This is a genomic window from Maribellus mangrovi, assembly GCF_037646455.1.
GTDB classification, from domain to species: Bacteria; Bacteroidota; Bacteroidia; order Bacteroidales; family Prolixibacteraceae; genus Draconibacterium; species Draconibacterium mangrovi_A.
Genome location: NZ_JBBIXN010000004.1, coordinates 60,414 through 85,415 on the forward strand (window position 1 = coordinate 60,414; position 25,002 = coordinate 85,415).

General features: G+C 43.1%; 16 protein-coding genes. 7 read left to right on the forward strand and 9 right to left on the reverse strand.

What is annotated here, in order from left to right; translation table 11 throughout:
• The first annotated feature begins 50 nt into the window (after window positions 1-50).
• A complete protein-coding gene (locus tag WFY05_RS15695; RefSeq protein ID WP_340113852.1) occupies window positions 51-1,376 on the forward strand; it encodes an alpha-L-fucosidase in 1,326 nt (441 codons plus the stop codon).
• Window positions 1,377-1,424: 48 nt separating this feature from the next.
• Here the strand turns inward: WFY05_RS15695 and WFY05_RS15700 are convergent, their stop codons facing one another.
• From WFY05_RS15700 to ligA, 5 genes are all read right to left on the reverse strand, one after another.
• The gene (locus WFY05_RS15700; RefSeq protein ID WP_340113853.1) at window positions 1,425-4,691 is read right to left on the reverse strand and encodes a UvrD-helicase domain-containing protein; all 3,267 of its coding nucleotides are present in this window, start codon (window positions 4,689-4,691) and stop codon (window positions 1,425-1,427) included.
• A 171-nt stretch (window positions 4,692-4,862) separates the two neighbouring features.
• Window positions 4,863-5,408: a hypothetical protein gene (locus WFY05_RS15705; protein WP_340113854.1), complete on the reverse strand. Its 546-nt coding sequence runs from the start codon at window positions 5,406-5,408 to the stop codon at window positions 4,863-4,865.
• A 74-nt stretch (window positions 5,409-5,482) separates the two neighbouring features.
• Window positions 5,483-6,361, reverse strand: a complete 879-nt coding sequence (gene dapA / locus WFY05_RS15710; RefSeq protein WP_340113855.1) for a 4-hydroxy-tetrahydrodipicolinate synthase — start codon at window positions 6,359-6,361, stop codon at window positions 5,483-5,485.
• A complete protein-coding gene (locus WFY05_RS15715; RefSeq protein WP_340113856.1) occupies window positions 6,358-6,876 on the reverse strand; it encodes a DUF6913 domain-containing protein in 519 nt (172 codons plus the stop codon). The genes dapA and WFY05_RS15715 overlap by 4 nt, the downstream gene beginning before the upstream one ends.
• A 32-nt stretch (window positions 6,877-6,908) precedes the next feature.
• Window positions 6,909-8,912 carry an NAD-dependent DNA ligase LigA gene (ligA, locus tag WFY05_RS15720; RefSeq protein WP_340113857.1) on the reverse strand — a complete coding sequence of 668 codons (2,004 nt, stop codon included), beginning with the start codon at window positions 8,910-8,912 and terminating at the stop codon, window positions 6,909-6,911.
• Window positions 8,913-8,987: 75 nt separating this feature from the next.
• Between ligA and WFY05_RS15725 the strand changes: the two genes are divergently transcribed.
• Window positions 8,988-9,611, forward strand: coding sequence for a thioredoxin family protein (locus tag WFY05_RS15725; protein ID WP_340113858.1), 624 nt, complete (start codon window positions 8,988-8,990; stop codon window positions 9,609-9,611).
• Window positions 9,612-9,796: 185 nt separating this feature from the next.
• Window positions 9,797-12,097: a type IA DNA topoisomerase gene (locus WFY05_RS15730; protein WP_340113859.1), complete on the forward strand. Its 2,301-nt coding sequence runs from the start codon at window positions 9,797-9,799 to the stop codon at window positions 12,095-12,097.
• Between the two features lie 12 nt (window positions 12,098-12,109).
• Here the strand turns inward: WFY05_RS15730 and WFY05_RS15735 are convergent, their stop codons facing one another.
• Window positions 12,110-13,060, reverse strand: coding sequence for a UDP-glucuronic acid decarboxylase family protein (locus WFY05_RS15735; RefSeq protein ID WP_340113860.1), 951 nt, complete (start codon window positions 13,058-13,060; stop codon window positions 12,110-12,112).
• Between the two features lie 53 nt (window positions 13,061-13,113).
• The gene (locus WFY05_RS15740) at window positions 13,114-14,442 is read right to left on the reverse strand and encodes a UDP-glucose dehydrogenase family protein (RefSeq protein ID WP_340113861.1); all 1,329 of its coding nucleotides are present in this window, start codon (window positions 14,440-14,442) and stop codon (window positions 13,114-13,116) included.
• A 267-nt stretch (window positions 14,443-14,709) separates the two neighbouring features.
• On the opposite strand from WFY05_RS15740, the gene WFY05_RS15745 reads away from it, so the two are divergent.
• The 4 genes from WFY05_RS15745 to WFY05_RS15760 all read left to right on the forward strand — a co-directional run bounded on the left by WFY05_RS15745 (window position 14,710) and on the right by WFY05_RS15760 (window position 20,404).
• On the forward strand, window positions 14,710-16,254 hold the full coding sequence (locus WFY05_RS15745) for a sulfatase family protein (protein ID WP_340113862.1): 1,545 nt from the start codon (window positions 14,710-14,712) through the stop codon (window positions 16,252-16,254).
• Between the two features lie 38 nt (window positions 16,255-16,292).
• The gene (locus tag WFY05_RS15750; protein ID WP_340113863.1) at window positions 16,293-16,661 is read left to right on the forward strand and encodes a hypothetical protein; all 369 of its coding nucleotides are present in this window, start codon (window positions 16,293-16,295) and stop codon (window positions 16,659-16,661) included.
• Window positions 16,662-16,716: 55 nt separating this feature from the next.
• Window positions 16,717-18,993, forward strand: coding sequence for a TonB-dependent receptor domain-containing protein (locus WFY05_RS15755; RefSeq protein WP_340113864.1), 2,277 nt, complete (start codon window positions 16,717-16,719; stop codon window positions 18,991-18,993).
• Between the two features lie 94 nt (window positions 18,994-19,087).
• The gene (locus WFY05_RS15760; RefSeq protein ID WP_340113865.1) at window positions 19,088-20,404 is read left to right on the forward strand and encodes a M20 metallopeptidase family protein; all 1,317 of its coding nucleotides are present in this window, start codon (window positions 19,088-19,090) and stop codon (window positions 20,402-20,404) included.
• A 155-nt stretch (window positions 20,405-20,559) separates the two neighbouring features.
• On the opposite strand, the gene WFY05_RS15765 is transcribed toward WFY05_RS15760, so the two are convergent.
• On the reverse strand, window positions 20,560-21,327 hold the full coding sequence (locus WFY05_RS15765; RefSeq protein WP_340113866.1) for a hypothetical protein: 768 nt from the start codon (window positions 21,325-21,327) through the stop codon (window positions 20,560-20,562).
• Between the two features lie 236 nt (window positions 21,328-21,563).
• Window positions 21,564-24,851 carry a S41 family peptidase gene (locus WFY05_RS15770; RefSeq protein WP_340113867.1) on the reverse strand — a complete coding sequence of 1,096 codons (3,288 nt, stop codon included), beginning with the start codon at window positions 24,849-24,851 and terminating at the stop codon, window positions 21,564-21,566.
• Window positions 24,852-25,002 lie beyond the last annotated feature (151 nt).

Here is a 25,002-nt window from a genome sequence, read left to right on the forward strand (position 1 = left end):
TAAAATATTTTATAAAGTTTGCATGGAAAATAAAACTTATTTTAAATCCTATGCAAAAGATAATTATTCTACTCGCCGCAATATTGGTTTCAAACTTTGTTTTCGCACAGGAAACTGAAGCCGAAAAAGAAAAACGTATGCAGTGGTTCGAAGATGCCAAACTCGGTATTTTTATCCACTGGGGAATTTATTCGGTAAACGGCATCGACGAAAGCTGGTCGTTTTTTAACGATTACATTTCGTACGACGACTACATGAAACAGTTAGATGGTTTTACCGCCAGTAAATACGATCCCGCCGAATGGGCGCGCCTCATTGCACAAAGCGGGGCAAAATATTCGGTACTTACTACCAAACACCACGATGGCGTGGCCTTGTGGGATACGCATTGTGGCGATCTAAGCGTGGTCAAAAAAACGCCCGCCGGCAAAGATCTGGTGGCTCCTTTTGTAAAAGAACTTCGTAAAAACGATGTTAAAGTTGGCTTGTATTACTCGCTTTTAGATTGGTCGCACCCTGATTATCCGAATAAAACCCGGGAAATTAAACGCTACACAGAAGATTCGGTAAAATGGAATCGGTTTGTGGATTTTAATTTCTGTCAGCTTGAAGAATTATCGAAACAGTTTAAACCCGATTTGTATTGGTTTGATGGCGACTGGGAACAATCGGCTGAAAAATGGAAGGCAAAAGAACTGAGTGAAGACCTGCGAAAATGGAATAAAAATGTGATCCTGAACAGCCGGATCCAGGGCTATGGCGATTACGCCACGCCTGAACAGGGATTGCCGGTTACCCGTCCTGCAAGTCGCTATTGGGAGCTGTGTATGACCATGAATGACAGCTGGGGCTATCAGCACAACGATCATAACTACAAAACACCCAACCAGATCATCCGGATTTTGGTGGAAACAATCAATAAAGGAGGAAACCTCTTGCTCGATATAGGTCCGAAACCCGATGGTACTATTCCTGATGAACAAGTCAATATTCTGGAGGAACTGGGTCGCTGGACCAATAAACATTCTGAAGCCATCTACGGCACAGAGGCCGGAATTCCTTACGAACATTTTTATGGTCCGACAGCTTTAAATCAGAAAGGCGATATTCTGTATTTGTATGTTCCGCATAAACCCAACGGACCACTGATGTTGAAGGGAATTAAAAATAAGATCAACCGGATGTGGGTGGTTGGAAACGGCACCAAACTGAGCTGGGATGTGAAAATGAAACAATACTGGAGTTCGGTTCCGGGAATTGTGTACATCGATGTTCCGGAGAAAGTGCTCGATCCGCAGGTAACGGTAATTGCCGTTTTACTCGATGGAAAAGTCGATCTGTACCGCGAACATGGACAGGTGATAGAAAGCAACTAATAACGAAAAAGGATTCCATCTTTTAAAATAGATGGAATCCTTTTTCATCTATAGCTCACACACTTTTTCAACTTCGTTTGAACTTAAATACCATAAATAGCCATCTACTTTTTCAAAACCGGTAGCCTTTAGCGTTTTTGCATAACGCTCGATCTGACGGTTGTATTTCAAAGGTATTTTTTCACCGGTTTTATAGTCAACCACAAGCGCCGTTTTCCCCGAAATCATAATGCGGTCGGGGCGAAGTAACATGTTTTTTTCAAGCAGGTCGTGTTCGTTCAAAATCTCAAAACTGCCATCGAACCAGCTCTTAACTTCATCGAGTCCTAAATTTTCGTTGATGGTCTGCTCAATTTTCAATAGTTCATTCTCGTTGATCTTTCCGGCCTTTAGAGCTTTTATGCAGGCAGCCGAAACATCATTGCTTGTTTCAATTTCAGATAGAATTTCGTGTACCAGTTTTCCCATGTTTTTCTCCGAATGCTGACTCTCACTTTCAAGCAGAAAATCTTCGCCGCTAAAACGGAGCTTTAGCCGTTCAGAAAAATCATTAAAGTAAAATTTATCGATGACCGTCGTATTGTTCTCGTTTTTCGATTCGCTATTGGCAAGCACCGAACCGTATTCAAAAACCTTGTGTTCCTCGTCCAGTCCGGTATTGTATTTCTGCTGAATTCCCGGATTTTGCAGGGACTTAAAAAGCAGGTAATCCATACTGGTTGATGCGGCTTCAGAGCCGTCTTTTTTCAGTCTGGGTTCGGGGCTATTTACGATAAGTACCGATTTTGCACGCGTAAAAGCAACATAAACCAGGTTCAAAGTGTCAATGTAGTTGTTTACTTTTTCTTCGTAATAATCGGGTGCAAATTCCGAATCTCTCATGGTATTTCCGGCCTGAACCGGTAGCAGCGGAAAACGGTTAAATGGTGCACTTTGCGGTTCGCACCAAAGAATAGGAAGCTGATTGCTGCCCGGCTCGGTGTTCCAGTTAAAAAAGGGTAACAACACGGCTTTAAACTCCAGTCCTTTCGATTTGTGTACCGTCAGCAAACGAATTGAGCTAAGTTCTTCGTTTACGTTCACCGAAGTTTTATAGCCTTTTTCATTCCACCAAAGCAGCAGGTTGGAGAGGTCGTTCGACAGCGACGATTTTAATTCGCCTGCTTTATCCATCAGGGTCTGAACAAAAGGTAATTCTGTTTCCAGCTTAAAGATACCCGAAAGTGAAGCAATTTGTGTCACCGCCTCGTCCAGAGAGGCCAGTAATACTTTCGAGCGGATCTTTTCCATCATTTCCCTGAGTTCCAGCTCAAACTCATCTTCAAAATCCCGCTTTAGCTTCCATTCCTCGGGAACATCAAAAAGTGAAGGTTGCTGCTCATCTTGTCCATTCAGTACTATTCCCTTTTTACAAAGTTGCGGCTTTAACCAACTTTGCCACATAAAGAGTAATGTGGCTTTGGCAATCTTATCCTCCGGGTCGATTAGGAGTTCGAGCACATGAACAATAAAAAGTACACCCTTCGAAGCATTCAGAAACAATGATTCGTTGGAGAGCACCGACAAATTATAGTCTTTGTTTTCGGGTTGTTTGGCGGCGTTCAAAAAAGCTTCTATAATTTTTGTTCCTTCGCTGTTTTTACGGATCAGAATCGCAGTTTCTTCAGCACTAATTCCCTGGTCCTGCAGGGTTTTTACCTGCTCAATGAGTTTCGCGATTGATGTTGTCGAAAAATCTTCGTTCTCGAGAAAATTGGCCTGAATAAATCCGGTTTCGGGCGCATCTTTTTTGCCCGGCTGCTGTGTGTATGAATCGTAAATATTTTTAAATCGCTGAAGATGCGCGTCGTTATTTTCGATGTCGCTAAAGAGACGGTTCTCAAACTCAGCCACAAGAAACTCAATAATGGCGTTGTTGAATTCAATTATGTTTCTGTCACTTCTGAAATTATACTGTAGTGTTTCGTTAATGAGCTGCCCCTGAGTGAATTCGGAATACAGTTTTTCGGCCAGGATGTTCCAGTCGCTGTTTCTCCAGCGGTAGATCGATTGCTTTACATCGCCAACAATCAGGTTGTCGTGTCCTTCGGCCAGCGAGTTGATTACGAGTGGCTTAAAATTCTGCCACTGCAAACCCGAGGTGTCCTGAAATTCGTCGAGCATAAAATGCCTGAAATAATTTCCGATCTTTTCATACACAAAAGGCGAATCGCTTTGACCGATGATCTTCTTCAACAATAAGTTCGAATCGGAAAGGGGGAGAATTCCTTTTTCGTGCAGTAATTCCTTTATTTCTTCTTTCAGGTCGATAAGAATCCCGAGTGTTCTGATTTGTTTAAGCACCGCCAGCGCGGTATTGTAGTGGGCGAAATTCTGGTCGAAATAAAAAATGATATCCTGTAAAACCGGTTGCAAATGTTGTTCAACGATCATTACAATTTCCTCACGGTTCCGTTTGGATTGCGCCACCCATTTTTCAGCATCGTCGCTGCAGTTTCGCATGGTAGTATTCAACTCCAACTGATCACCTTCCGCCATTTTTAGCAGGTATTTTCCAATGCTCCGCGAAGCTCCACCCGAAAAATCGGATGGTGTGAGTTCTGCTTTTTCCATTTCCGAAACCGCCTGATTTCCCTTGTTTTTTAGTATAGCTTCGAAATTAGCTTTCACTTTACGTACATCTTTTACAAAGGTATTCAGGTTCTCGCGGGTGTAAACGGTTTCGCCGTCTTCAGGGAAAAACTCCTGGAACCGTTCTTTGAAAATCTCTGTTCCCAGTCTTTTTATATCGGCATCCAGGCGCTGGCTAAAATTTTCTTCGATCCGTTCGCGGCTGTATTCGCGCAGCCAGTCGAGCAGGTTTTTGTCGTCGCCAATTCTTGCAAGCATACTTTGCACAGCTTCTTCCAGGATCATTTCGGTATCCAGTTCAACCGTAAAATTTGGAGAAATACCCAATTCCCGGTTAAACGATTTTATCACTTTTTGCGTGAACGAATCAATGGTATTGATGGAATAGCGGTTATAGTCGTGGAGAATGTTTTTAAGGACCTGTTGTGCCCTCGAACGTATAAACTGCTCGGTATATTCTGTTTCTTCCTGAAGTTGTTGAATGGTTGCCGAATCTTTCCCGTTGGCAATTAAATTAAGTTGCTCGAGAATACGGCTCTTCATTTCGTTGGTGGCCTTATTGGTAAATGTAACTGCCAGAATGTGTTTGTAGTTGTATGGATCATCGAGGATGAGCTTGAGGTATTCAACAACCAGGCGAAAGGTTTTTCCCGAACCAGCAGAAGCTTTATAAACAGTCAGCATGAATGAGTTTCGAGTTTAAAGTTCAGGTTTAAAGATAATGATTATTTGGAGTCAGTAGTGAAGTGTTCTGTATTCAGTGATTAGTCTCGGTATTCAGAAAATCATTTCAGCTAATAAGTATTTTCATGACTTTCACTGAATCTCCAATCAATACCTCCATCCTTTTATCCTTCAATATCCCGGAGGCGGGGGAGGGCCTTGTTGCTGACCAACACTGACGCGTGTTTCGATTTTTAAGTTTTTCGAAACTTTGTATTGCATAAACATGGTTGATCCGTAGGTGTCGAAATAACTGTTATGCTGATTGGGCATTGGAGCAGAGAAGATGGAATTGGCACCGTAGCTGAATCCGCCAATCGTAAATTTGTCGTTTAATTTTGTTGACGAGCCACCAAAAATCTGAGCGTTGGTATAAAACGGTGACACAATATTCAGCGATGCTGGTGGAATAAAATTCATTTCGGGCATTTCAAATACACTTGCATTTACTGCGTACCTGGTCTGGTAACTTTGCTCAAGGTTCAAAGGCACCGGCTGTAGTTTGTACATTAAAAAATCAGGATTTGAAATGGCACTGTCATCCAATAACAAAGAAGGCGAAGGTTGAACCGTTTTTACATCCGGCGAATCCGCATCAGGAATCATGAGTTGCGGTCCCTGCTGCGCAATTGCTCCGACACAAAATATCACCAATATTGCCGTAATAATAGCCTTCATCGTACTGTTTAAAACGTTGCAAATGTACGAATGTTTAGCCAGTGGCGATGTGGTTTGAGGTTAAAAAGCGTTAACTATGAAATTTTGCTGTACGTGGCTTTTATTTGTTCGTAAAGTTCGTCGCTCACTTTATACAGTGGCGATCGTAATACGTTTTCAATGGTTCCCTGAATGTTCATCAGAGCTTTTATTCCACCCGGATTTCCTTCTTTAAACATGAGTTGGAACAGTTCGATGAGTTCAAAATGAATTTTTCTGGCATCATCGAAATTGTTTTCCAGGGTGAGGTGCATCAGTTTGCTGACTTTTTCCGGCAATGCATTCCCAATTACTGAAATCAAACCTTTACCGCCTACCGACGAAATCGTTAAGGCCAAAAGGTCGTCACCGGAGATGAGTGTAAAATCTTCAGGAGTATATTTCAGTATTTTGGTCATTTGCGAATGTTCGCCTGAAGCTTCTTTAACGGCTACTATATTATGTGATGCAGCAGCCAGTCGTGCAACGGTTTCGGCTTCAAGATTAACACCTGTTCTCGATGGCACATTGTACAGGATTATCGGTACAGGGCTCGCTTTGGCCACTTCCAGGTAATGGTGGTACATGCCTTCCTGCGACGGTTTATTGTAATACGGAGTAACGACCAGAATTCCGTCGATTCCGTTAAAATTGAACTTATTGATATGTTTCAGGATCGTGCGGGTATCGTTGCCTCCCATTCCGGCAATCACCGGTAGTCCCTGCGATTTTTCTTTTACCAGCTCAACGATGTTGGCTTTCTCTTCGGCGGTTAACGTGGCTGTTTCGGCGGTGGTGCCCAAAGCAACCAGGTAATCCATACCTCCCTTTACTTGATTTTCTACAACGGTTTCGAGTGCTTTGTAATCAACGCGTTTTTCCTGGGTAAACGGTGTAATCAAGGCTACTCCGGCACCCGTAAATTGCTGGCTCATCTGCTATTCTTTTTATTTAGCTGCGCAAGATAGAAAATTTGTTGCTCGACAAGAAACATCACGTCCTGATTTTCTCCAATGTTAATATTCAAATCGAAGTAATTTTGTTCGTTTGGCGACCATCCAATTTTAAAATCGGCATGAGTGAGTGCAGTAATGTAATCGAGCACAAAATCTTGTTTCATGGCTATGTTCAGAAGCACATCAAAATGAGCCTGCATAAAATCCTGGGTCTTTTCGGGTTTGGGAATTCCCCACCAATTCAGGTCGTTGGTGGTTAGGGTATTGTTGGCCGCAGACGGGTTGCTTAACTCATCAAACACACAATAGGTGCGAAATACAACGTGGTTTTTATTGAAATAATTCCGCAAATAATTCATCGCCTCTTTTTGATGAGGTTGCCAGATCACGCCTATTTTTTTGAGTTCTTCAATATTTCGAACAAACGGAGTACGGCTAATTTTGGCGAGTTCCTGTTTCAATTTCCAATTGCGGTATTTTTCTTTGATGTTCATGAAATGCAAAGTAAACAATAAATCAGGCTTTTTTATTCGATCATTTTTAGAAATTCATCTTCACTGATCATCGGGATTCCGAGTTTTTTTACTTTTCCCAGTTTGCTTGGCCCGATATTGTCTCCGGCCAGCAAGTAACTGGTTTTTTTAGAGATTGAGCTCACGTTTTTACCGCCATTTTTCTCAATCATTTTTTTGAGTTGATCACGCGAATGTTTTTCAAAAGTTCCTGAAATGATGATATTCAATCCGGCAAGTTGGTCGGATTGTCCTTCCAGCTGATCTTCACTTATTTTGAATTGCAGTCCTTCGGCTTTTAGTTTTTCTATCAATTCAAGGTGTTCCGGTTTCGAGAACCAATCGACCACACTTTCGGCAATACGTGTTCCGACCTCATCAATTACAGTAAGTTGTTCAACGGTTTGGTTTTGGATATTTTCGATAGTATGCAGTTTTTTAACCAGTGTTTTTGCTACAGTTTCCCCAACATAACGAATGCCCAGCGCGAATAAAACCCGTTCGAAAGGTACCTTTTTCGATTCTTCCAAACCATCGATAATTCGTTGTGCCGACTTATCAGCCATGCGCTCCAGGGCTTCCAGTTGTTCTTTTTTTAAATCATAGAGCTCGGAAATATTTTTTGCCAGATTTTGATTGTATAACAGTTCAACGGTTTCCTGTCCGATACCATCAATGTCCATGGCTTTTCGGCTGACGAAGTGTTCCATTTTGCCTTTAATCTGCGGCGGGCAACCGTCTTCATTGGGACAATAGTGTGCAACTTCGCCTTCTTTTCGTATCAGTTCAGTTCTACACTCCGGACAATTTTCAATGAAGCTGACGGCTTCAAACATCGGATGTCGCTTTGAAGCATCAACCCCGGTAATTTTTGGAATGATCTCGCCACCTTTTTCCACAAAAACGGTATCGCCAACATGCAGGTCGAGCTTGCTGATGATGTCGGCATTGTGCAGTGAAGCGCGTTTTACGATCGTTCCTGCAATCGGCACCGGCTCAAGATTGGCAACCGGCGTAACAGCACCTGTTCTTCCCACCTGGTAGGAAACCGATTTTAGCACTGTTGAAGCGCTTTCGGCCTTAAATTTGTAAGCAATGGCCCAGCGTGGCGACTTGGCGGTGAATCCCAGGTTTTCCTGCAGATTCCTCGAATTTACTTTAATTACCACGCCATCGGTAGCTACCGGAAGGTTAAAACGCTCGGTATCCCATTTGCGGATAAATTCAAAAACTTCGTCAACGTTTTTGCACAAGCCTGTATCTTCCGAAATTTTAAAACCCCATTCGCGGGCTTTTTGCAACATTTGGTAATGACCGTCTTCGGGTAAATTTTCACCCAGAATATAGTACAAATAGGCATCCAGTTTGCGCGCGGCCACAATCGACGAATTTTTCATTTTCAATGTTCCGGCGGCAGTATTTCGAGGATTGGCCAACAAAGGCTCACCTTTTTCTTCCAGTTCTGCATTTAAATTGTTGAACACCTCGAAAGGCATTAAAATCTCGCCACGGATCTCAAAATTATCAGGATAATCATTTCCACGCAGTTTCAACGGAATGGAACGAATGGTGCGCACGTTGTTGGTAACGTCGTCGCCCTTAACACCATCACCGCGTGTAACGGCACGTGTCAAAACTCCATTTTCGTAGGTAAGGCTGATCGACGAACCATCGTATTTCAGTTCGCAAACATATTCGCATTCCGTACCAATGATCTTTTTAACCCGGGTATCAAAATCCTTTATCTCTTCTTCGGAATAAGCATTCGAAAGCGAGAGCATCATGTATTTGTGCTCTACCTGTTCAAAGTCGCTGCTGATATCGCTTCCAACCCGGTGCGTTGGCGAGTTTGGATCATCAATGCCGAACTCTTTTTCCAGTTTTTCCAGTTCTTTCAGTTTCATATCGAAATCAAAATCACTGATCTCGGGTTGCGCCAACACATAGTATTTGTAGTTGTGTTCTTCCAGCTCGGTTTGCAGTGCTTTAATTTTTTCCAGTGCTTCTTCTCGCTTCATTGTAGTACTGTTCTTATAAACTTCAGTGTGCCTAAAAATAGACAAAGATTTTTGTTTCACTTAAACAATTGTCCCGTGAAATTCCTTTTAGTTTTAAACAAGCGACAATACATTATGGCATTTACACTCGAAATAGGAAAAAAGGCAATTGATTTTAATCTTCCGGCTACCGACTGGAAAAAATACTCACTCCAAAGTTTTAAGGATTCGAAATACCTAGTGGTGTTTTTTACCTGCAATCACTGTCCTTATGTGATTAACAGCGATGAAGTTACAAGGAAGACTGCTGAGCGATTTCAACCGCTTGGTGTTGAGTTTGTGGGGATTAACTCGAACAGCAAAAACACTTACGAGGACGATGATTTTGACCACATGGTTGATCGCATGAAAGAACACAATTTCCCTTGGAAATATTTGTACGACGAATCGCAGGAAATTGCGCTTGCCTACGGAGCACTACGAACACCACATTTTTATGTTTTTGATGAGAACAGAAAGTTGGTGTACACCGGAAGGGGAGTGGATAGTCCGCGCGATCCCTCAAAAATAACGGTTAACGACCTGGCCCGTGCACTCGAGGAACTGACCGGTGGAAAATCCATTTCGGTTCCGGTGACTAATCCGATCGGCTGCAATGTGAAATGGGAAGGTAAACACAAACACTGGATGCCCGCTGATGCCTGTGATCTGGTATGGTGAGTTTAGTGTTTAGTGATCTGTTGCAGTTGGCAACAGACAATTAACAGTTGGCAAATTACAACAACCTGTTTTCAATTTTTCTTAACTGTACAATTTCTCAGTTTAACAATTTCCTTCAATCTTCCTCTGCCTGTTAATAACTCAGTTCCTGAAGCCACAGCTTTACTTTTATATTTGCAGGAATTATGATTGTTTGCATTGCAGAGAAACCAAGTGTTGCCAAAGAAATTGCACAGGTAATCGGGGCGCGTTCGCGAAATGATGGTTATTTCGAGGGAAATGGCTACCAGGTAACCTGGACTTTCGGCCATTTCTGTACTTTGTGGTCGCCCGAAGATTACAACGATAATTGGAAACGCTGGGACCTGCAAACACTGCCTATGTTGCCCAAACACTTCGAAACCAAAGTAATGAAGGGAGATGGCGGAGTTACCAAACAATTCAAAACCATTAAAAGTCTTCTCGATAAAGCCGACCTGGTGATTAACTGCGGCGATGCCGGCCAGGAAGGTGAACTTATTCAGCGCTGGGTAATGAAGGAAGCGGGTTATAATGGCGAAGTTAAACGTTTGTGGATTTCGTCACTGACCAATGAAGCGATTAAAGAGGGTTTTAAAAAACTGAAGCCAGCTTCCGAGTTCGATCAGCTTTATTATGCCGGAAGTTCGCGGGCTATCGGCGACTGGCTATTGGGAATGAATGCCACGCGTTTGTTTACGCTGAAATATGGTGGCTACAAACAGGTGCTGTCCATCGGGCGGGTGCAAACCCCAACACTGGCCATGATGGTGAACAGGCATTACGAAATTGAAAATTTTAAGCCACAGCCCTATTGGGAACTGCAAACAACGTATCGCGAAACGGTTTTTAGCAATACGGAAGGGAAGTTTTTCAAAAAAGAAGACGGCGAAAAACTGTTAAACCAAATTGTTGGTAAGGATCTGTACATTACAGAGGTTGAAAAAAAAGACGGCAAGGAGTATGCGCCCAAACTCTTCGACCTGACCAGTTTACAGGTACATTGCAATACCCGTTTCGGACTAACTGCCGACGAAACCTTAAAAACAGTACAGCGCTTGTACGAGATGAAAGCCGTAACGTATCCGCGTGTCGATACTACTTTTCTGCCCAATGATTTGTATCCAAAAATCCCGGGTATTTTAAAAGGATTAAAAGCTTATACCCAACTAGCCGAACCGCTTTTGGAAAAGAAAATCAGGAAATCGACAAAAGTATTCAACGATAAAAAGGTTACTGATCACCATGCTATAATTCCTACGGGCGAAGAAAAATTGCTGGGGGGCCACGAAAAAAAAGTGTATGATGCCATAACACGACGTTTTTTAGCCACTTTTTATCCCGATTGTAAAGTGGCTAAAACACAAGTGAAAGCTGAAGTTGAAACCGTGCAGTTTGTAGCCACCGGAAAACAAATTTTGCAGGCAGGGTGGCGTGTTGTTTTTCAGGATGAAAATGTAAAAAGTGGAGACGGCGAAAGTATATTGCCGGTTTTCGAAAAGGGAGAACATGGTCCGCACGAACCTTCGTTTACCGAAAAAGAAACCAAACCACCACGTTATTATACCGAGGCATCGTTGTTAAGAGCCATGGAAACGGCCGGAAAAAATGTGGATGATGAAGAACTCCGCGACCTGATGAAAGCCAATGGGATTGGGCGTCCTTCAACACGGGCTGCCATTATCGAAACCCTGTTCCGGCGAAAATACATTGAACGGCAGAAAAAGCAGATCCATCCCACCCCAATGGGTGTTCAGCTAATCGACACTATTCAGAACGAATTGCTGAAATCGGCCGAATTAACCGGGCAATGGGAAAAGCGTCTGCGCGATATTGAACAGGGAGATTACAGTGCCGCTAAATTTATTCACGAAATGAAGCGGATGGTTTACGACCTGGTAGTTGAGGTGTTAAAAGATCGTTCTTCGGTACGACTCGCTGCTCCCGATTCTGGCAAAAGGAAAAGTAGTACCAAAAAGAAAAAGAAACAAAGTACGTCAACCGATGAGCTAAAGTGTCCAAAATGTGAAAATGGAAACATCCTGAAAGGGAAAAGCGCCTATGGCTGCAACCGTTGGAAAGAAGGTTGTGATTTCAGGCTGCCTTTTGTTTTTATGGGGAAAAAGCTTACGGAAAAGCAAGTTGAGCGATTGCTGAAAAAAGGAGCCACCACAAAAATCAAGGGATTCAAACAGGGAGAAAAAAAGGTGGAAGGAATATTGCAGCTAACTACTGATTTTAATGTGGAGTTTGTGGATAAAACACAGGCTGATAAGAAGGCAGAGGACACTGCTCCTAAATGCCCAAAATGTGGAGGAAAGATTATTAAAGGAAAAACAGCTTACGGTTGCAGCAACTGGAAAACAGGATGTGACTTTAAATTCTCATTCGATGCCATTCGCGAAAAAGCAGCCGGGCGAAAATTGACAAAAGAATTGGTTTTGAGTATTTTGAACGGAGCTGTGTAATTCAGAGGTGCCTTAACCTTTCCCTTCTTTTAAAAGTTGTTCGAAGTAAGCTACCGTCTTTTCCAGTCCCTCTCTTAAGGGAACTTTAGGTTCCCAGTTGTTTAGTTTCTCACGCGCAAGCGAAATATCCGGTTGGCGTTGTATCGGGTCGTCTTCGGGAAGTGGCAGATGAATGATTTTTGATTTGGAGCCCGTAATATCCAGAATTTCATTGGCCAGTTCGAGCATGGTAAATTCGCCTGGGTTACCAATGTTTATTGGCCCAACACAGTCATCGCCGGTGTTCATCATGCGAACCATCCCTTCCAGCAAATCGCTTACATACTGAAAACTTCTGGTTTGTGTACCATCACCGTACACTGTAATATCTTCACCTTTTAAAGCCTGCATAACGAAATTAGAAACAACACGGCCGTCATCCGGCTCCATGTTTGGGCCGTAGGTATTGAAAATACGAATGATCTTTATTCTTACTTCGTTTTGAAGGCGGTAATTTACGAACAACGATTCAGCACAGCGTTTGCCTTCATCGTAACAGGAACGGATTCCGATAGGATTTACATTTCCCCAATAATCTTCGTGTTGGGGATTTATCATGGGGTCGCCGTAGACCTCACTGGTAGAAGCCTGTAATATCTTTGCTTTAACACGTTTGGCTAAGCCCAACATATTAATAGCTCCCATTACCGAGGTTTTTATTGTTTTTATTGGATTATATTGATAGCTAACCGGTGAGGCGGGGCAGGCCAGATTATAAATTTCATCGACTTCGATATAGTACGGGTGGGTTACATCGTGACGGATCAATTCGAAATATGGATTATCGAGCAGATGAACAATTTTTTGTTTTTTCCCGGTAAAAAAGTTGTCGAGACATGCTACTTCGTGCCCGTCATTCAACAGCTTTTCGCACAAGTGTGAACCAATAAATCCTGCTCCTCCGGTTACTAAAATTCGTTTCATGCAGTTAATATAGCGTATGAAGTTCGTCCCAACAAATCAGAACTGTTTTCACATTAATGTTTTACCGGTTTACGTCCGATGGCGAAATAATCAAAGCTCAATTCTGCCAGTTCTTCTGGATCGTAAATGTTTCTTCCGTCGAAAATAACCTTGTTTTTCAGAAGTTTTTCCAGTACCCTGAAATTCGGGATACGGAATTCGGGCCACTCGGTAACTAACAATAAAGCATCGGCGTCGATGGTGGCATCGTATTCGTCTTTGGCAAACTCGATTTTATCACCCAGAATACGCTTGCCTTCTTCCATAGCAACCGGATCGTAGCCACAAACTTTGGCCCCGGCAGCCAATAACTTTTCAATAATTACCAGAGCGGGAGCTTCACGCATATCATCGGTTTTTGGTTTGAACGATAGTCCCCACATGGCAAACTTCTTTCCTTTTAAATCACCATCGAAATAGTTGAGAACTTTATCAAATAACACCGATTTCTGTCGGTTATTCACGCGCTCAACGGCTTTCAGTATTTCAAGCGAATATTTGTGCTCATCGGCGGTGCGAATGAGCGCCTGAACATCCTTTGGGAAACAGGAGCCACCATAACCCGTACCGGCATAAATAAATTTGTTTCCAATTCTAGGATCAGACCCAATTCCTTTTCTAACCGACTCTACATCAGCTCCCACAATTTCACACAGATTGGCAATTTCGTTGATAAAACTGATCTTGGTAGCCAGCATCGAGTTGGCGGCATATTTTGTCATTTCAGATGAAGTGATGTCCATAAAAACAATCGGATGTCCGTTTAGCAGGAAAGGTTTGTAAAGGCGCTTCATTACTTTTTGCGCTCTTTTCGACTCGGTCCCGATCACAATCCGGTCGGGTTTCAGGAAGTCCTGCACGGCGTTACCTTCTTTTAAAAACTCAGGATTGGAGGCCACATCAAAGGCTACTTTTACACCTCTTTTATCCAATTCATCCTGAATAGCTTCCTTAACTTTTTTTGATGTACCAACCGGAACGGTACTTTTGGTGGCAATTACCATGTAATGGTCGATGTTTTTTCCAATTTCGCGTGCCACTCCCAGAACATATTTAAGATCGGCGCTGCCGTCCTCGTCGGGAGGAGTACCCACTGCAATAAAAAGTGCATCAGCATTTTCAAGACTTTCGGCCAGGTTGGTCGTAAAAACCAGGCGTCCTTTTTCTACGTTCTTTTTGTAGATATCTTCTAAACCGGGTTCATAAATCGGAATGATGCCGTTGTTCAATTTTTCAATTTTTTTGTCATCAACATCCACGCATGTGACATTGATACCGGTTTCGGCAAAACAAGTACCTGAAACCAAACCGACATATCCTGTTCCTACAACTGAAATTTTCATACTTTATACTTATTTGTGTATTTTGGTGCGAATCAGGATTTAAATCCCGTTTCCAATTTTAAAATCTGGTTTTATTCCGCATGAAAAACTGCATTTAAAATTTTTCAGCCGTAAATATAAGGCTTTGCATATAAACAATACCTGCAAATTTTCAGGTTCGTAACTTTTCTTCATAAAATAGTGCAAGAATGTTTCGGAACTGTTTGAGGAAATGTATTTTTGTAGTTATTAAAAAAATTAAAAACTATTTAAACAACATACTTTACCATGAAACAACTATTTATTGTTTTACTCGCAGCCATTTTTCTTGGAAGTTGTTCAACACAAAAGCAGGAAGATGAACGTCCGAATATTGTTGTCATCCTGGCCGACGACTTAGGTTATGGCGATGTATCCGGTTTTAATGAGAACTCGAAAATAACTACTCCAAATATCGATCAGTTAGTAGATGCCGGTGTAAGTTTTACCGATGCCCACACCAGTTCGGCAGTATGTACGCCTACCCGGTACAGTATTTTAACGGGGCGCTACAACTGGCGGTCAACCCTTAAAAATGGTGTTTTAAGTGGTTTTAGCAAAGCCTTAATTGAACCTGATCGCTTAACGCTTCCCGCCTTCTTACAGCAGCAGGGCTACAACACAGCATTTGTCGGTAAATGGCATTTGGGATGGGATTGGGCGGTTATGGAAGAAGATTCTTTGGGACGCGGAAATCTGAACGCACGGCCGCAGGTTGATTTCTCAAAACCGGTACAGAATGGACCCAATACCAGAGGATTTAATTATAGTTTTGGTTTTTCAGGATCGCTGGATATGGCTCCCTATGTATGGGTTGAAAATGATATGCCGACCATGGTGCCAACACAGTATACCGTTGATACCGGGAAACAAACCTGGTGGCGGAAAGGATTGACCAGCGATGATTTTGTTCACGAGCGAGTTCTGCCTGATGTTACAACAAAAACAATAGAATTTATTGACCGAAGTGCTGACGGTGACCAACCATTTTTTGTTTATATGGCTTTGCCGGCGCCGCATACACCTATTTTGCCTACAGCTGAATTTCAGGGAAAGAGTGGCCTCGATAATCCATATGGCGATTTTGTTATTATGGTTGACGATGTGGTAGGTAAGGTACGTAAAGCACTGGAAAAAAATGGCGTGTCGGAAAATACAATTATCATTTTTACCAGCGATAACGGTTGTTCGCCACAAGCCGATTTTGAACAACTGGCGACAAAGGGACATAATCCGAACTATGTTTTTCGCGGACATAAAGCAGATATTTTTGAGGGCGGCCATCGTGTGCCGTTTGTAGTAAGCTGGCCTGAAAAGATTAAAAAGGGTAAATCGGATCAGTTGGTCTGTACCACTGACCTGTACACCACTTTCGCCGATATTCTGAAAACTGGCTTCCCTGATGAGGCTGCCGAAGACAGTTACAGTTTTATGTCGGATTTGGGTTTGGATTCCGATCTCGAGCCACGCCCGGGAATTGTGCATCATTCAATAAATGGTTCGTTTGCTTATCGCGAAGGAGAATACAAAGCCATTTTTTGCCCCGGATCGGGAGGCTGGAGTTTTCCAAGACCAAACTCGGAAGAAGTGAAAAATCTGCCGCCGGTTCAGCTTTACGATCTTTTAACTGATATTGCCGAAGAAAACAACATTCAGCAGGAACACCCTGAAATTGTTGAACAATTCAGAAATAAACTCTCGGAGATAGTCAGAAATGGCAGGAGTACGGGTGGTGCACCTCAAAAAAATACGGGACCCGAAACCTGGCGACAATTGGATTGGATGAACAATTAGTCCGGTTAAAGCGTAGTATTGGCAAAACCATAGTCGGCTTGAAACATTTGGTCGCACATATATTGATTTTATCGATACTAAGCTTTCAATTTTCTGAACTGCTGATTTTCTTGTCGTTTAAAATTAACCAGGATTATATTGCAAAGAATCTTTGCGCTGAAAAGAATGTGGAAGGATCTACCTGCAAAGGATGTTGTCAGCTAAAGAAGAAACTCGACGAACAAGAGCAGCAAAAAGAGGCACTGCCTCCCGTACAAACCGGAAAAATAGATATTACTTTTAATACTCCCGAGCAAAATCCCCGCATTAACTATTACCCCGGGCAAAGCTTGCTTCCGATTTATGGTGTTGAAGAATATACCTTCTCTTTTCTTTTCCGGATTTTTCATCCTCCACGCATCGAATAAGCTTTTTTTTGATCCCCAAAACCTGAATAAGTAGTAACCTTTAAATCATTTTGGAATGAAGATAAATTCTTCGGGTTCCGGAGTGCGGGTATTCATAGTGGTGGCGGCTTTATTTATGATCGCCGGATATTCGTATGCGCAGGAACAAACGATAAAACTAATCGATGAAAAACACAACAAACCGATTGATGATGTTTATTTTAAATATGCCGAAAGCACCGGATTCTCTGACGCGCAGGGAAGAATAAGTTTTGTTTACAGGCAAGGAGAAAGTTTGAATCTTTCGCACGTTTCTTTTGGTAAGGTTTTGTTTACCGACGAACAGGTTCAAAAAGCATTGGAAGAAGGATTTGTTATGTTAACAGAATCAGAGAATTACCTTATGCCGGTAACTTTGATAAAAGTACGACCCGACGGGGGCTTGCCAAGCAGGATGGACCTTTCAGTGCAAAACAAACTGGAACACGATGCGGGCAGTTTGCTCGAATCGGTGCCTTCCGTTTCGAGCATCCGGAAAAGCGGAGCCTACGGTTTCGATCCGGTGCTGAGGGGATTTAAGTACGATCAGGTTAACCTGGTTTTGGATGGTGTGCAAACTGCTTCAGCAGCCTGTCCAAACCGCATGGATCCTGCAGCCAGCCAGATTCCGGTGAATATGATTGTACAGGCTGAAGTTTTAAAAGGGCCCCACAATTTGCGTTATGGAAATGTATTTGGCGGCACCATAAATTTTAAAAGTACAGCCCCGGCGTTTAAATCAAAAACTACTCCGCTCGGACGGATCGGAAGCAGTTACGAGAGCAATGGCAATATTTATAGAACAGAAGGGGTAGCAGGTGTATCCGGCCAAACGGTTGATTTCAGAATGTTTGGTGCATACTCTACCGGCGAAGACTATACCGATGGAGATGGCAAGGATATTCCGGCACAATTTAATCGCCTCAACTGGGGAGGAAAACTTGGATTGAAACTGAGCAATTCGCAAAAGCTTGGTATTTTGGTGTCGAATAACGTGGCGAAAGATGTCGACTTTCCGGCTTTACCTATGGACTTGCGCGAAGACAATACCTGGCTGATCAATGCCAGTCATTCAGCGGTATTTTACGGGAAAGCACTTTCGAATTGGGAAACCAGTGTTTATGCGACCATGGTTGATCATTTAATGGACAATTACGAAAAGGTGATTGAACCGCGGATGGTTGATGCCGAAACAAATGCAGATACCAGAAATTACGGAGGGCGCTCCGAATTGCGATTCGATTTTGAGAGCAGTCATCTTTATGGCGGGCTCGATTATCGTTTCGAAACGGCCGACGGCTTTCGTACCCGGGAAATGCTGATGGGGCCAATGGCCGGAAAAATACTAACCGACAATGTTTGGCAGGATGCACAGGTTCAGCGAACCGGAATTTTTGGAGAGTGGCACATTCATCAGCACGGATTTCAGTTTGTGGTTTCGGGGAGACTCGATTTTAATTCCTCAAAAGCCAACAATCCGTCAGAGAACTTTAGCGCAATTTACAACGATCTGGACTCCAAGATTGTGCATCCGTCCGTAAGTTTTGGCGGAACCCGGCTGTTCAACGAAAAAGTATCGCTGGGAATGTATTTGGGCATGGCAACAAGAAGTCCGGGAATTACGGAACGTTACATCAATCAGTTTCCCGTTGGACTCGATCCTTACGAGATGCTTGGCAATCCTGATCTGAATCCTGAGATCAACAACCAACTCGACATTGTTTTTCAGTACCAGGCCGCGAATACAAATATAAGTGCCAATGTTTTTACCTCCGTTTTGCGCGATTTTATCTCCTCCGAAATTCGGGAAGATCTTGATCCGGCTATGGCCACATCGCCCGGAGTTCGTCAGTTTGTAAACATTAAAAAAGCGCTGATGACCGGTTTCGAAATAAACTGGACTCAGCAGTATACTGCGTTTTTAAGTCATAATTTAAGCATAAGCTATACGCATGGCGAGAACCAGGTTCTGGATGAGGCTTTGCCTGAAATTCCTCCTTTGGATTTTCGTTATCGCTTAATGGCAACTTTTGCGAAAGACAAGTTACAGCCGGAAATTCTGTTTCGTTATTCCGCAAAACAGGATCGAATTGCAACATCGTACGGCGAAACAAAAACACCCGACTTTATGGTGGTCGATTCTAAAGTTTCGTGGCATACAAAATCATTTCTGACTACCACTGCCGGCATTCAGAACCTGTTTGATACAGCTTATTACGAACATCTTGCGAGATCGGTAAGAGGAGCGGATGCCCGGCCTATGTATTCACCCGGTCGGAGTTTTTATTTGACCTTGACTTTAAGTTTTTTGTAATTCGTAGTAAAGATTCCATCTTGTGGAAGAGATGGAATCTTTTTTTGCTGAAACTTTCAGTACTTTCGACTTGTTCATCATTTAGAGAATTAAAATGAAATTAAAATTTTACGCAGCACTTTTTCTTATGACCATACAAATCAGTGCATTCGCACAATCTGTCGATAAAATAGAAGCTGAAGCAACGAAACAATCAAAGTATGCTTTTGAGTTGTGCAAACACTTGCATCAGAATCCTGAATTATCGTTTCAGGAATTTGAAACCTCCAAAAGAATGGCTTCTGAATTGGAACAACTCGGTTTTGAAGTTACCCGTAATTTTGGAGGGAACAGTGTGGTGGGAATCTTCAGAAATGGCGATGGACCAACCGTGATGCTTCGAACTGATATGGATGCGCTGCCCGTGGAAGAAAAAACAGGTTTGGATTTTGCCAGCACAAAAAAGGCCGATCTTGATGGTGATGAAGTTGCGGTGATGCATGCCTGCGGACACGATATTCATATGAGCACGTGGACGGGAACAACCAGAACACTTGTTGAATTAACAGATGAATGGAGCGGAACCTTGATGGTAATCGCGCAACAAGCCGAAGAATACAGTGGGGGAGCAGGTGAAGCCATTGAAGCCGGATTATTCACGAAATTTCCTGTTCCTGACTATGCGCTGGCGTATCATATTAATCCTGAACTGGAAACCGGTCAGATCGGGTTACGTGGCGGACCTGTTTTTGCCGGTGTAAAAACGGTGGAAATAACTGTTTATGGTGTAGGCGGACACGGTGCTTACCCTCAAAAATGCATCGATCCAATTGTTATTGCATCGCGTATTGTTACCGATCTGCAAACCATAGTCAGCCGCGAACTGAGTCCAACTGAACCGGCGGTAGTAACTGTTGGATCCATTCATGGCGGAACGCGCCCGAATATTATTCCTGATGAGGTGAAAATGCAGCTGACGCTTCGCTATTTTTCTGATGAAACCATTAAAAAGGTAATTGCTGCAATTGAGCGAATTAGTGCTTCCGCTTCAAAAACCGCCGGAATGCCCGACGATAAATTGCCCATGGTGTTTGTCGATCCGGCAGAAACACCGCCGGTATTGAACGACAACGAATTGAGCGCGAGGATAGTCCGATTTGCCGGTGATATAATTGGGGATGCAAATATTATTGAAACGCAGCCCGAAATGGTGGGAGAGGATTTTGGGAAATATGGTCTCACTCCCGAAGATGTTCCAACCTGTTTGATCTGGCTCGGAAGTACCAGCCCCGAACTGATGCAAAAACTGAAAGCTGAAGGAAAGCGTCCGTCGCCTTTGCATTCCCCAACACTTGCACCTGATTACGGGAACACCATAAAAACAGGTATCGAAGTGATGACGGCTAATGTGATCGGTTTAATGAAAAAATAAAGAGACTGTTTCAAAAGCCAGTAACAACGTCATTCTGAATTCATTTCAGAATCTATAGCTTTTGATATTTTGCAACTTTGAGATCCTGAATCAAGTTCAGGATGACGCAACAAGGACAATTGAAAAAGCCTCTCAAAAATTATTGAATTCTGCAGTTATTCTTCAGGAAAATAGGAATTGTCGAAATCGATTACCCCAAAATATTGTTCCATCGTCGAAACCGTTTCCTTTACGTCGTTCCATAGTTCCATGCCATCTTCGCCTGCTTTTGCCCAGAATTCATCGTTTATGGTAAAGTTTTCTGCCGGGCTGGTTCCCATTTCAGAGATAAAATATACCACCGACATATCGCCTGCAAGCATAGGATGGAAAGTGTAAAAAGGCTGGTTAAATCCGTGCTTTTTGCGCAGTTCGCAGTATTTCTTTACCAATTCAGAGAATTCTCTGCCTTTCCCGTTTTTCACATGAAACTTTTCAAAAAGACGAAAGCGCTGTCCGGTGGTCTGTGTACTTTGTTCAGCCGGCATAATCGAAAGTTCAGGCTGCAATTCAATTACCATTCCTCCCACTTTAGAGTAGGCATCTTCAAACATTTTGCCGAGTTCCTCACTTTTTTTCGGGTCGGTTCCCCAAAATTTGTCGTCAGCTTCCCGCATTTTATCAATATCTGCCATGCTTCCAATTGGAGCCGATGCCCAAATATATCCTTCCGCATGTTGAATGAGTTCAGGATAAGGGTAGTCCAGTTCTTTCATATAGCTATGGACGGCATCCAGTGCACTCAATAATTTGTCCTTCTGGGCAATTTCAACTTGAGCTTCCCAAACAATGTATTTGGGTTTTGGCGCATCATCTTGCGCTGAAGTGGTTTTTAAAAGAAAGACGAAGCTAAACAATAAAACAGCGGTAAATAATTTTTTCATCACACTTAGTTTTAAATAAATAATTAATTAAATGAATAACAGTGGCTTGGTTTTGAATAATAGCCACAATAAAAGTTATTAAAAATGAATGCTTTATGAAAATAAAAATACTTTTTGGTATGATTATGTTGGGGTGTAAAATTTGGAATGCAATGCTGAAAAGGGATTGACGTCAAAAAGAAAAGGTCTTACCCTAAAATGGCAAGACCTTTTGATTAACAATATATTAGAATATTCTATTTTTTGATAGCAGGAGTCGAATAAGGCGGATGCTTAATTTCTGATTGATTTTCTTTTTCCACCATTTTCAAAACCTCCTGGACGGCACGCTCCAGTTGAGGATCTTTGCCTTGTTCCAGTGCTTTTGCATCCTGACGGACCGCAATATCCGGCGCAACTCCGTAATTCTCGGCAATCCATTTGTTATTGATCGGATCGAAAACCGCATTTGTTGGTGCTGTCAGGTATCCGCCGTCAACCATGGCGTAATGAACCGCCGATGATACCAGTCCGCCCCAGGTTGTAGCACCGATAAGTGGCCCTGCTTTTTGCTGGCGGAAAACCCATGGGAAGAAATCGCCACCCGAGCCTGCTTTTTCGTTGATTAAAAGTGCTTTCGGTCCGAGAATTCCGGCCGGAAGAAGAAATGGTTTCCCGTTTGCTACTTCGTTGGTAACAGCAGCCCGCAATTTTCTGGTCATTAAATCAACCATATAATCGTCGAGCAAACCACCGCCGTTGAAACGTTCGTCGATAACAGCACCAAGTTTATCCTGTTGGGCAAAGAAATAGCGGTTAAAGGAAACCAGTCCGGGTGTTCCAGTGTTGGGTACCCAAACATAAGCCAGTTTCCCGTCGGACAGTTCATCTACTTTTCGGCGGTTATCTTCCACCCAGGCGCGTTGGCGCAATGCAAATTCGCTGCTGATTGGTTTAACGATTACCTCCCGGGCATTTTCGAAATCGGCTTCATCGCTGATTTGCAGCACAGTTTGAACACCCGAAGTTCCGTCAAGGAATTGGTAAGGATTATCGTCACTTGTTAATTCTTTGCCATTAACTCCTACCAGATAGTTGCCTTCTTCTACCTCTAATCCCGGCTCATCGAGTGGGCTAGACAGTCCCGGATTCCAGCTTTCGGTAGTATAAATACGTTCAATTTTCCAGTAACCTTTTTCGGGTACCAGATCGGAACCAAGCAGACCAACTCGATTGCTTTCGTTAGAGGGATAGTCGCCGCCACCAACAAAACTGTGTCCGACTGAAAGCTCGCCGTTCATTTGATCTAAAATGTAGGTCAGATCAGCGCGGTGTTTTACGTATGGGATTAATGGTGAATAGCGATCGTAAACCACATCCCAGTCTCTTCCGTGTAAATTTGGAGCATAGAAATAGTCTTTTTCGTAGCGCCACGCTTCCTCAAAAATTTGTTTCCATTCCTGCGAACGGTCGAGTTTCATTTTTAGATTTACTTTCAGGTTTTTGCCATCTTTACCTGAGGGTTTGCCGGTGTCCATAATTTTCCACGACGAGCCCACTATGGCCAGCATCTTTTTGCCGTCGTTGGAGACCGACAGACTTCTGGCTCCGCTTACAAACTCTTTGGATTCACGGTCTTCTAGACTAAATTTTTGAACCGTATAACCCGATTCGTTTGGCACTGATTCAGCTATAAAAACAGTGCCTTCAGGACCAGCTACCAGCTGGCGGTATTTTCTGGCTGGCATTGGAAGCGCAATAGTCCGGCTGTCGATTCCTTCAAAATCAATGGAAATTGAATCCGATTTTTCTTTGTCCTCTTTCTCGTCTTTTCCGTTTTTATCCTTGTCCTCTTCTTTTTTGTCTTCTTCCTTTTCTGTATCCCCGGATTCCTCCTTCTCCTTGTCTTCTTTTACTTCCTCTTCATCGCTGCGCAATTTAAAGGGCGATGATTCATCTTTTTGAAGGTTGACTACATATACGCTATAGTTGGCGTTAGCAGTCATGGCACTGGTATTTGCCCAGCCCGATCCAAGAGCCAGATCAGTAGATGCCAGGAAATAGAAATGTTTTTTGTCGCGATCCCAGCCGGGAGCGAATGCATCGGCAAAAGTGTTGGTGACTTTTTTAATGCTGTTATCTTCTACCGACCAAACCGTAATCTGGCGAAAATTATTGGCAGCTGCTTTTGCATAAGCCAGCCACTTTGAATCGGGTGACCAGGTAAGCCCCATACTTCCACGTTCGAGGTTGTTACCCCCGTTATCGATGGTTTTTATGCTTTCTGCTTCAACATCAACCATGCGAACCCGAGCAGCGTTATCGGTAAACGCAATGTACTTTCCATCGGGTGACCAGGTGGGTTCCCAACCGAGTTTCGATTCACCGATTGAAATGCTTTTTGCTTCCGACAATCCATCCTGATCAGCAATCATCAACGCATAACCTTCGCCGCTTTGATCAGAAAACCAGGCTACCTGTCCGCCATTTGGCGACCAGATCGGTGTGCGGTCTGCTGCTCCCGATGACTTTGTAATATTTCGCGTATCTCCGTGTTCTTCAGGTACTGTAAAAATATCGCCACGAGCTTCAAAAATAGCACGTTTCCCGGTAGGAGAGAGCGAGCCTGAACTTGCGCGGCTGCTTACATCTTCCCATTGAACTTCGGCCCAGGGAAAGTCGCCTATTATTTCCATGGAAAGTGTGGTGATTTCTTTGGTGTTCAGATTATATAAATGAAGCGCACCTTCCCGCTCAAAAACAAGCTGGTTACCTTTACCGGCGAGCCATTTTACATCCGATCCTTCAAACGAAGTAAGCTGTTCCAACGCTTTAGACTTTACATCGTAGCTCCAGATGTTGCTCACAAAATCGCGATCCGACAGAAAATAGATTTTGTCATCCAGCCACAGTGGCTGAATGTCGGTTTCGTGGTTATTGGGCAATAAAATTTCCGAGAAATTTTTTAAATCCAGGATAACTAGTGGAGTATTTTGTCCACCCCGATAATTGCGCCATTCAACATCCCACCTCGAGATCCTGTCGATAACGATTTTTTTACCGTCGGGAGAATACGAACCATCGTGTCCCCACTGTTTCGTTAATAATTTTTCCGGACCACCATCTTTCGAAACCAGCCACAATCGCTCGTAACCTGATGGTGCAGTTTCGCGGGTAGAGCTGAACAAAATATTTTCGCCGTCGGGTGTCCAGCCACAAACGTTGGCTCCACTTGGGTACCAGCTTAAACGTGTTGGTGTTCCTCCTTCAACAGAAACCGTAAAAACGGCAGTGCTGCCCGAACGGTTTGAACTAAAGGCAATCGTTTTTCCATCAGGCGAGAAGTGGGGATTGCTTTCCACCGCGCCCGTACTTGTAAGGCGTTTGGTCTGCATATGCGAAAGGCTTGTAATCCAGAGATCACCGCCATAAGAATATGCAATGTGCGTGTCGCTTAAAGTTGGTTGACGTAACATTTTTGTCCCCTGACTCCGGGATGTTATTGAAACGCCAAGAATCAGTAAAATGAGAATGAGTTTTTTCATAGTACAGAATTTTTCTTGTGATGGCACCGCGGTAAAATAAAGCGGCGTTCGTGATTATGTTTTGAATATAATGAATTGTTTTAACAATAAGTATTATGCGGTTTTATTATGTAACAGTATTTGAACAGAAAATTTAAAATGAACAAACACT

Coding starts and splice junctions, on each gene's coding strand:
- WFY05_RS15695 (WP_340113852.1), top strand. CDS start 51: ATGCAAAAGATAATTATTCTACTCGCCGCAATATTGGTTTCAAACTTT.
- WFY05_RS15700 (WP_340113853.1), bottom strand. CDS start 4,691: ATGCTGACTGTTTATAAAGCTTCTGCTGGTTCGGGAAAAACCTTTCGC.
- WFY05_RS15705 (WP_340113854.1), bottom strand. CDS start 5,408: ATGAAGGCTATTATTACGGCAATATTGGTGATATTTTGTGTCGGAGCA.
- dapA (WP_340113855.1), bottom strand. CDS start 6,361: ATGAGCCAGCAATTTACGGGTGCCGGAGTAGCCTTGATTACACCGTTT.
- WFY05_RS15715 (WP_340113856.1), bottom strand. CDS start 6,876: ATGAACATCAAAGAAAAATACCGCAATTGGAAATTGAAACAGGAACTC.
- ligA (WP_340113857.1), bottom strand. CDS start 8,912: ATGAAGCGAGAAGAAGCACTGGAAAAAATTAAAGCACTGCAAACCGAG.
- WFY05_RS15730 (WP_340113859.1), top strand. CDS start 9,797: ATGATTGTTTGCATTGCAGAGAAACCAAGTGTTGCCAAAGAAATTGCA.
- WFY05_RS15735 (WP_340113860.1), bottom strand. CDS start 13,060: ATGAAACGAATTTTAGTAACCGGAGGAGCAGGATTTATTGGTTCACAC.
- WFY05_RS15740 (WP_340113861.1), bottom strand. CDS start 14,442: ATGAAAATTTCAGTTGTAGGAACAGGATATGTCGGTTTGGTTTCAGGT.
- WFY05_RS15745 (WP_340113862.1), top strand. CDS start 14,710: ATGAAACAACTATTTATTGTTTTACTCGCAGCCATTTTTCTTGGAAGT.
- WFY05_RS15755 (WP_340113864.1), top strand. CDS start 16,717: ATGAAGATAAATTCTTCGGGTTCCGGAGTGCGGGTATTCATAGTGGTG.
- WFY05_RS15760 (WP_340113865.1), top strand. CDS start 19,088: ATGAAATTAAAATTTTACGCAGCACTTTTTCTTATGACCATACAAATC.
- WFY05_RS15765 (WP_340113866.1), bottom strand. CDS start 21,327: ATGAAAAAATTATTTACCGCTGTTTTATTGTTTAGCTTCGTCTTTCTT.
- WFY05_RS15770 (WP_340113867.1), bottom strand. CDS start 24,851: ATGAAAAAACTCATTCTCATTTTACTGATTCTTGGCGTTTCAATAACA.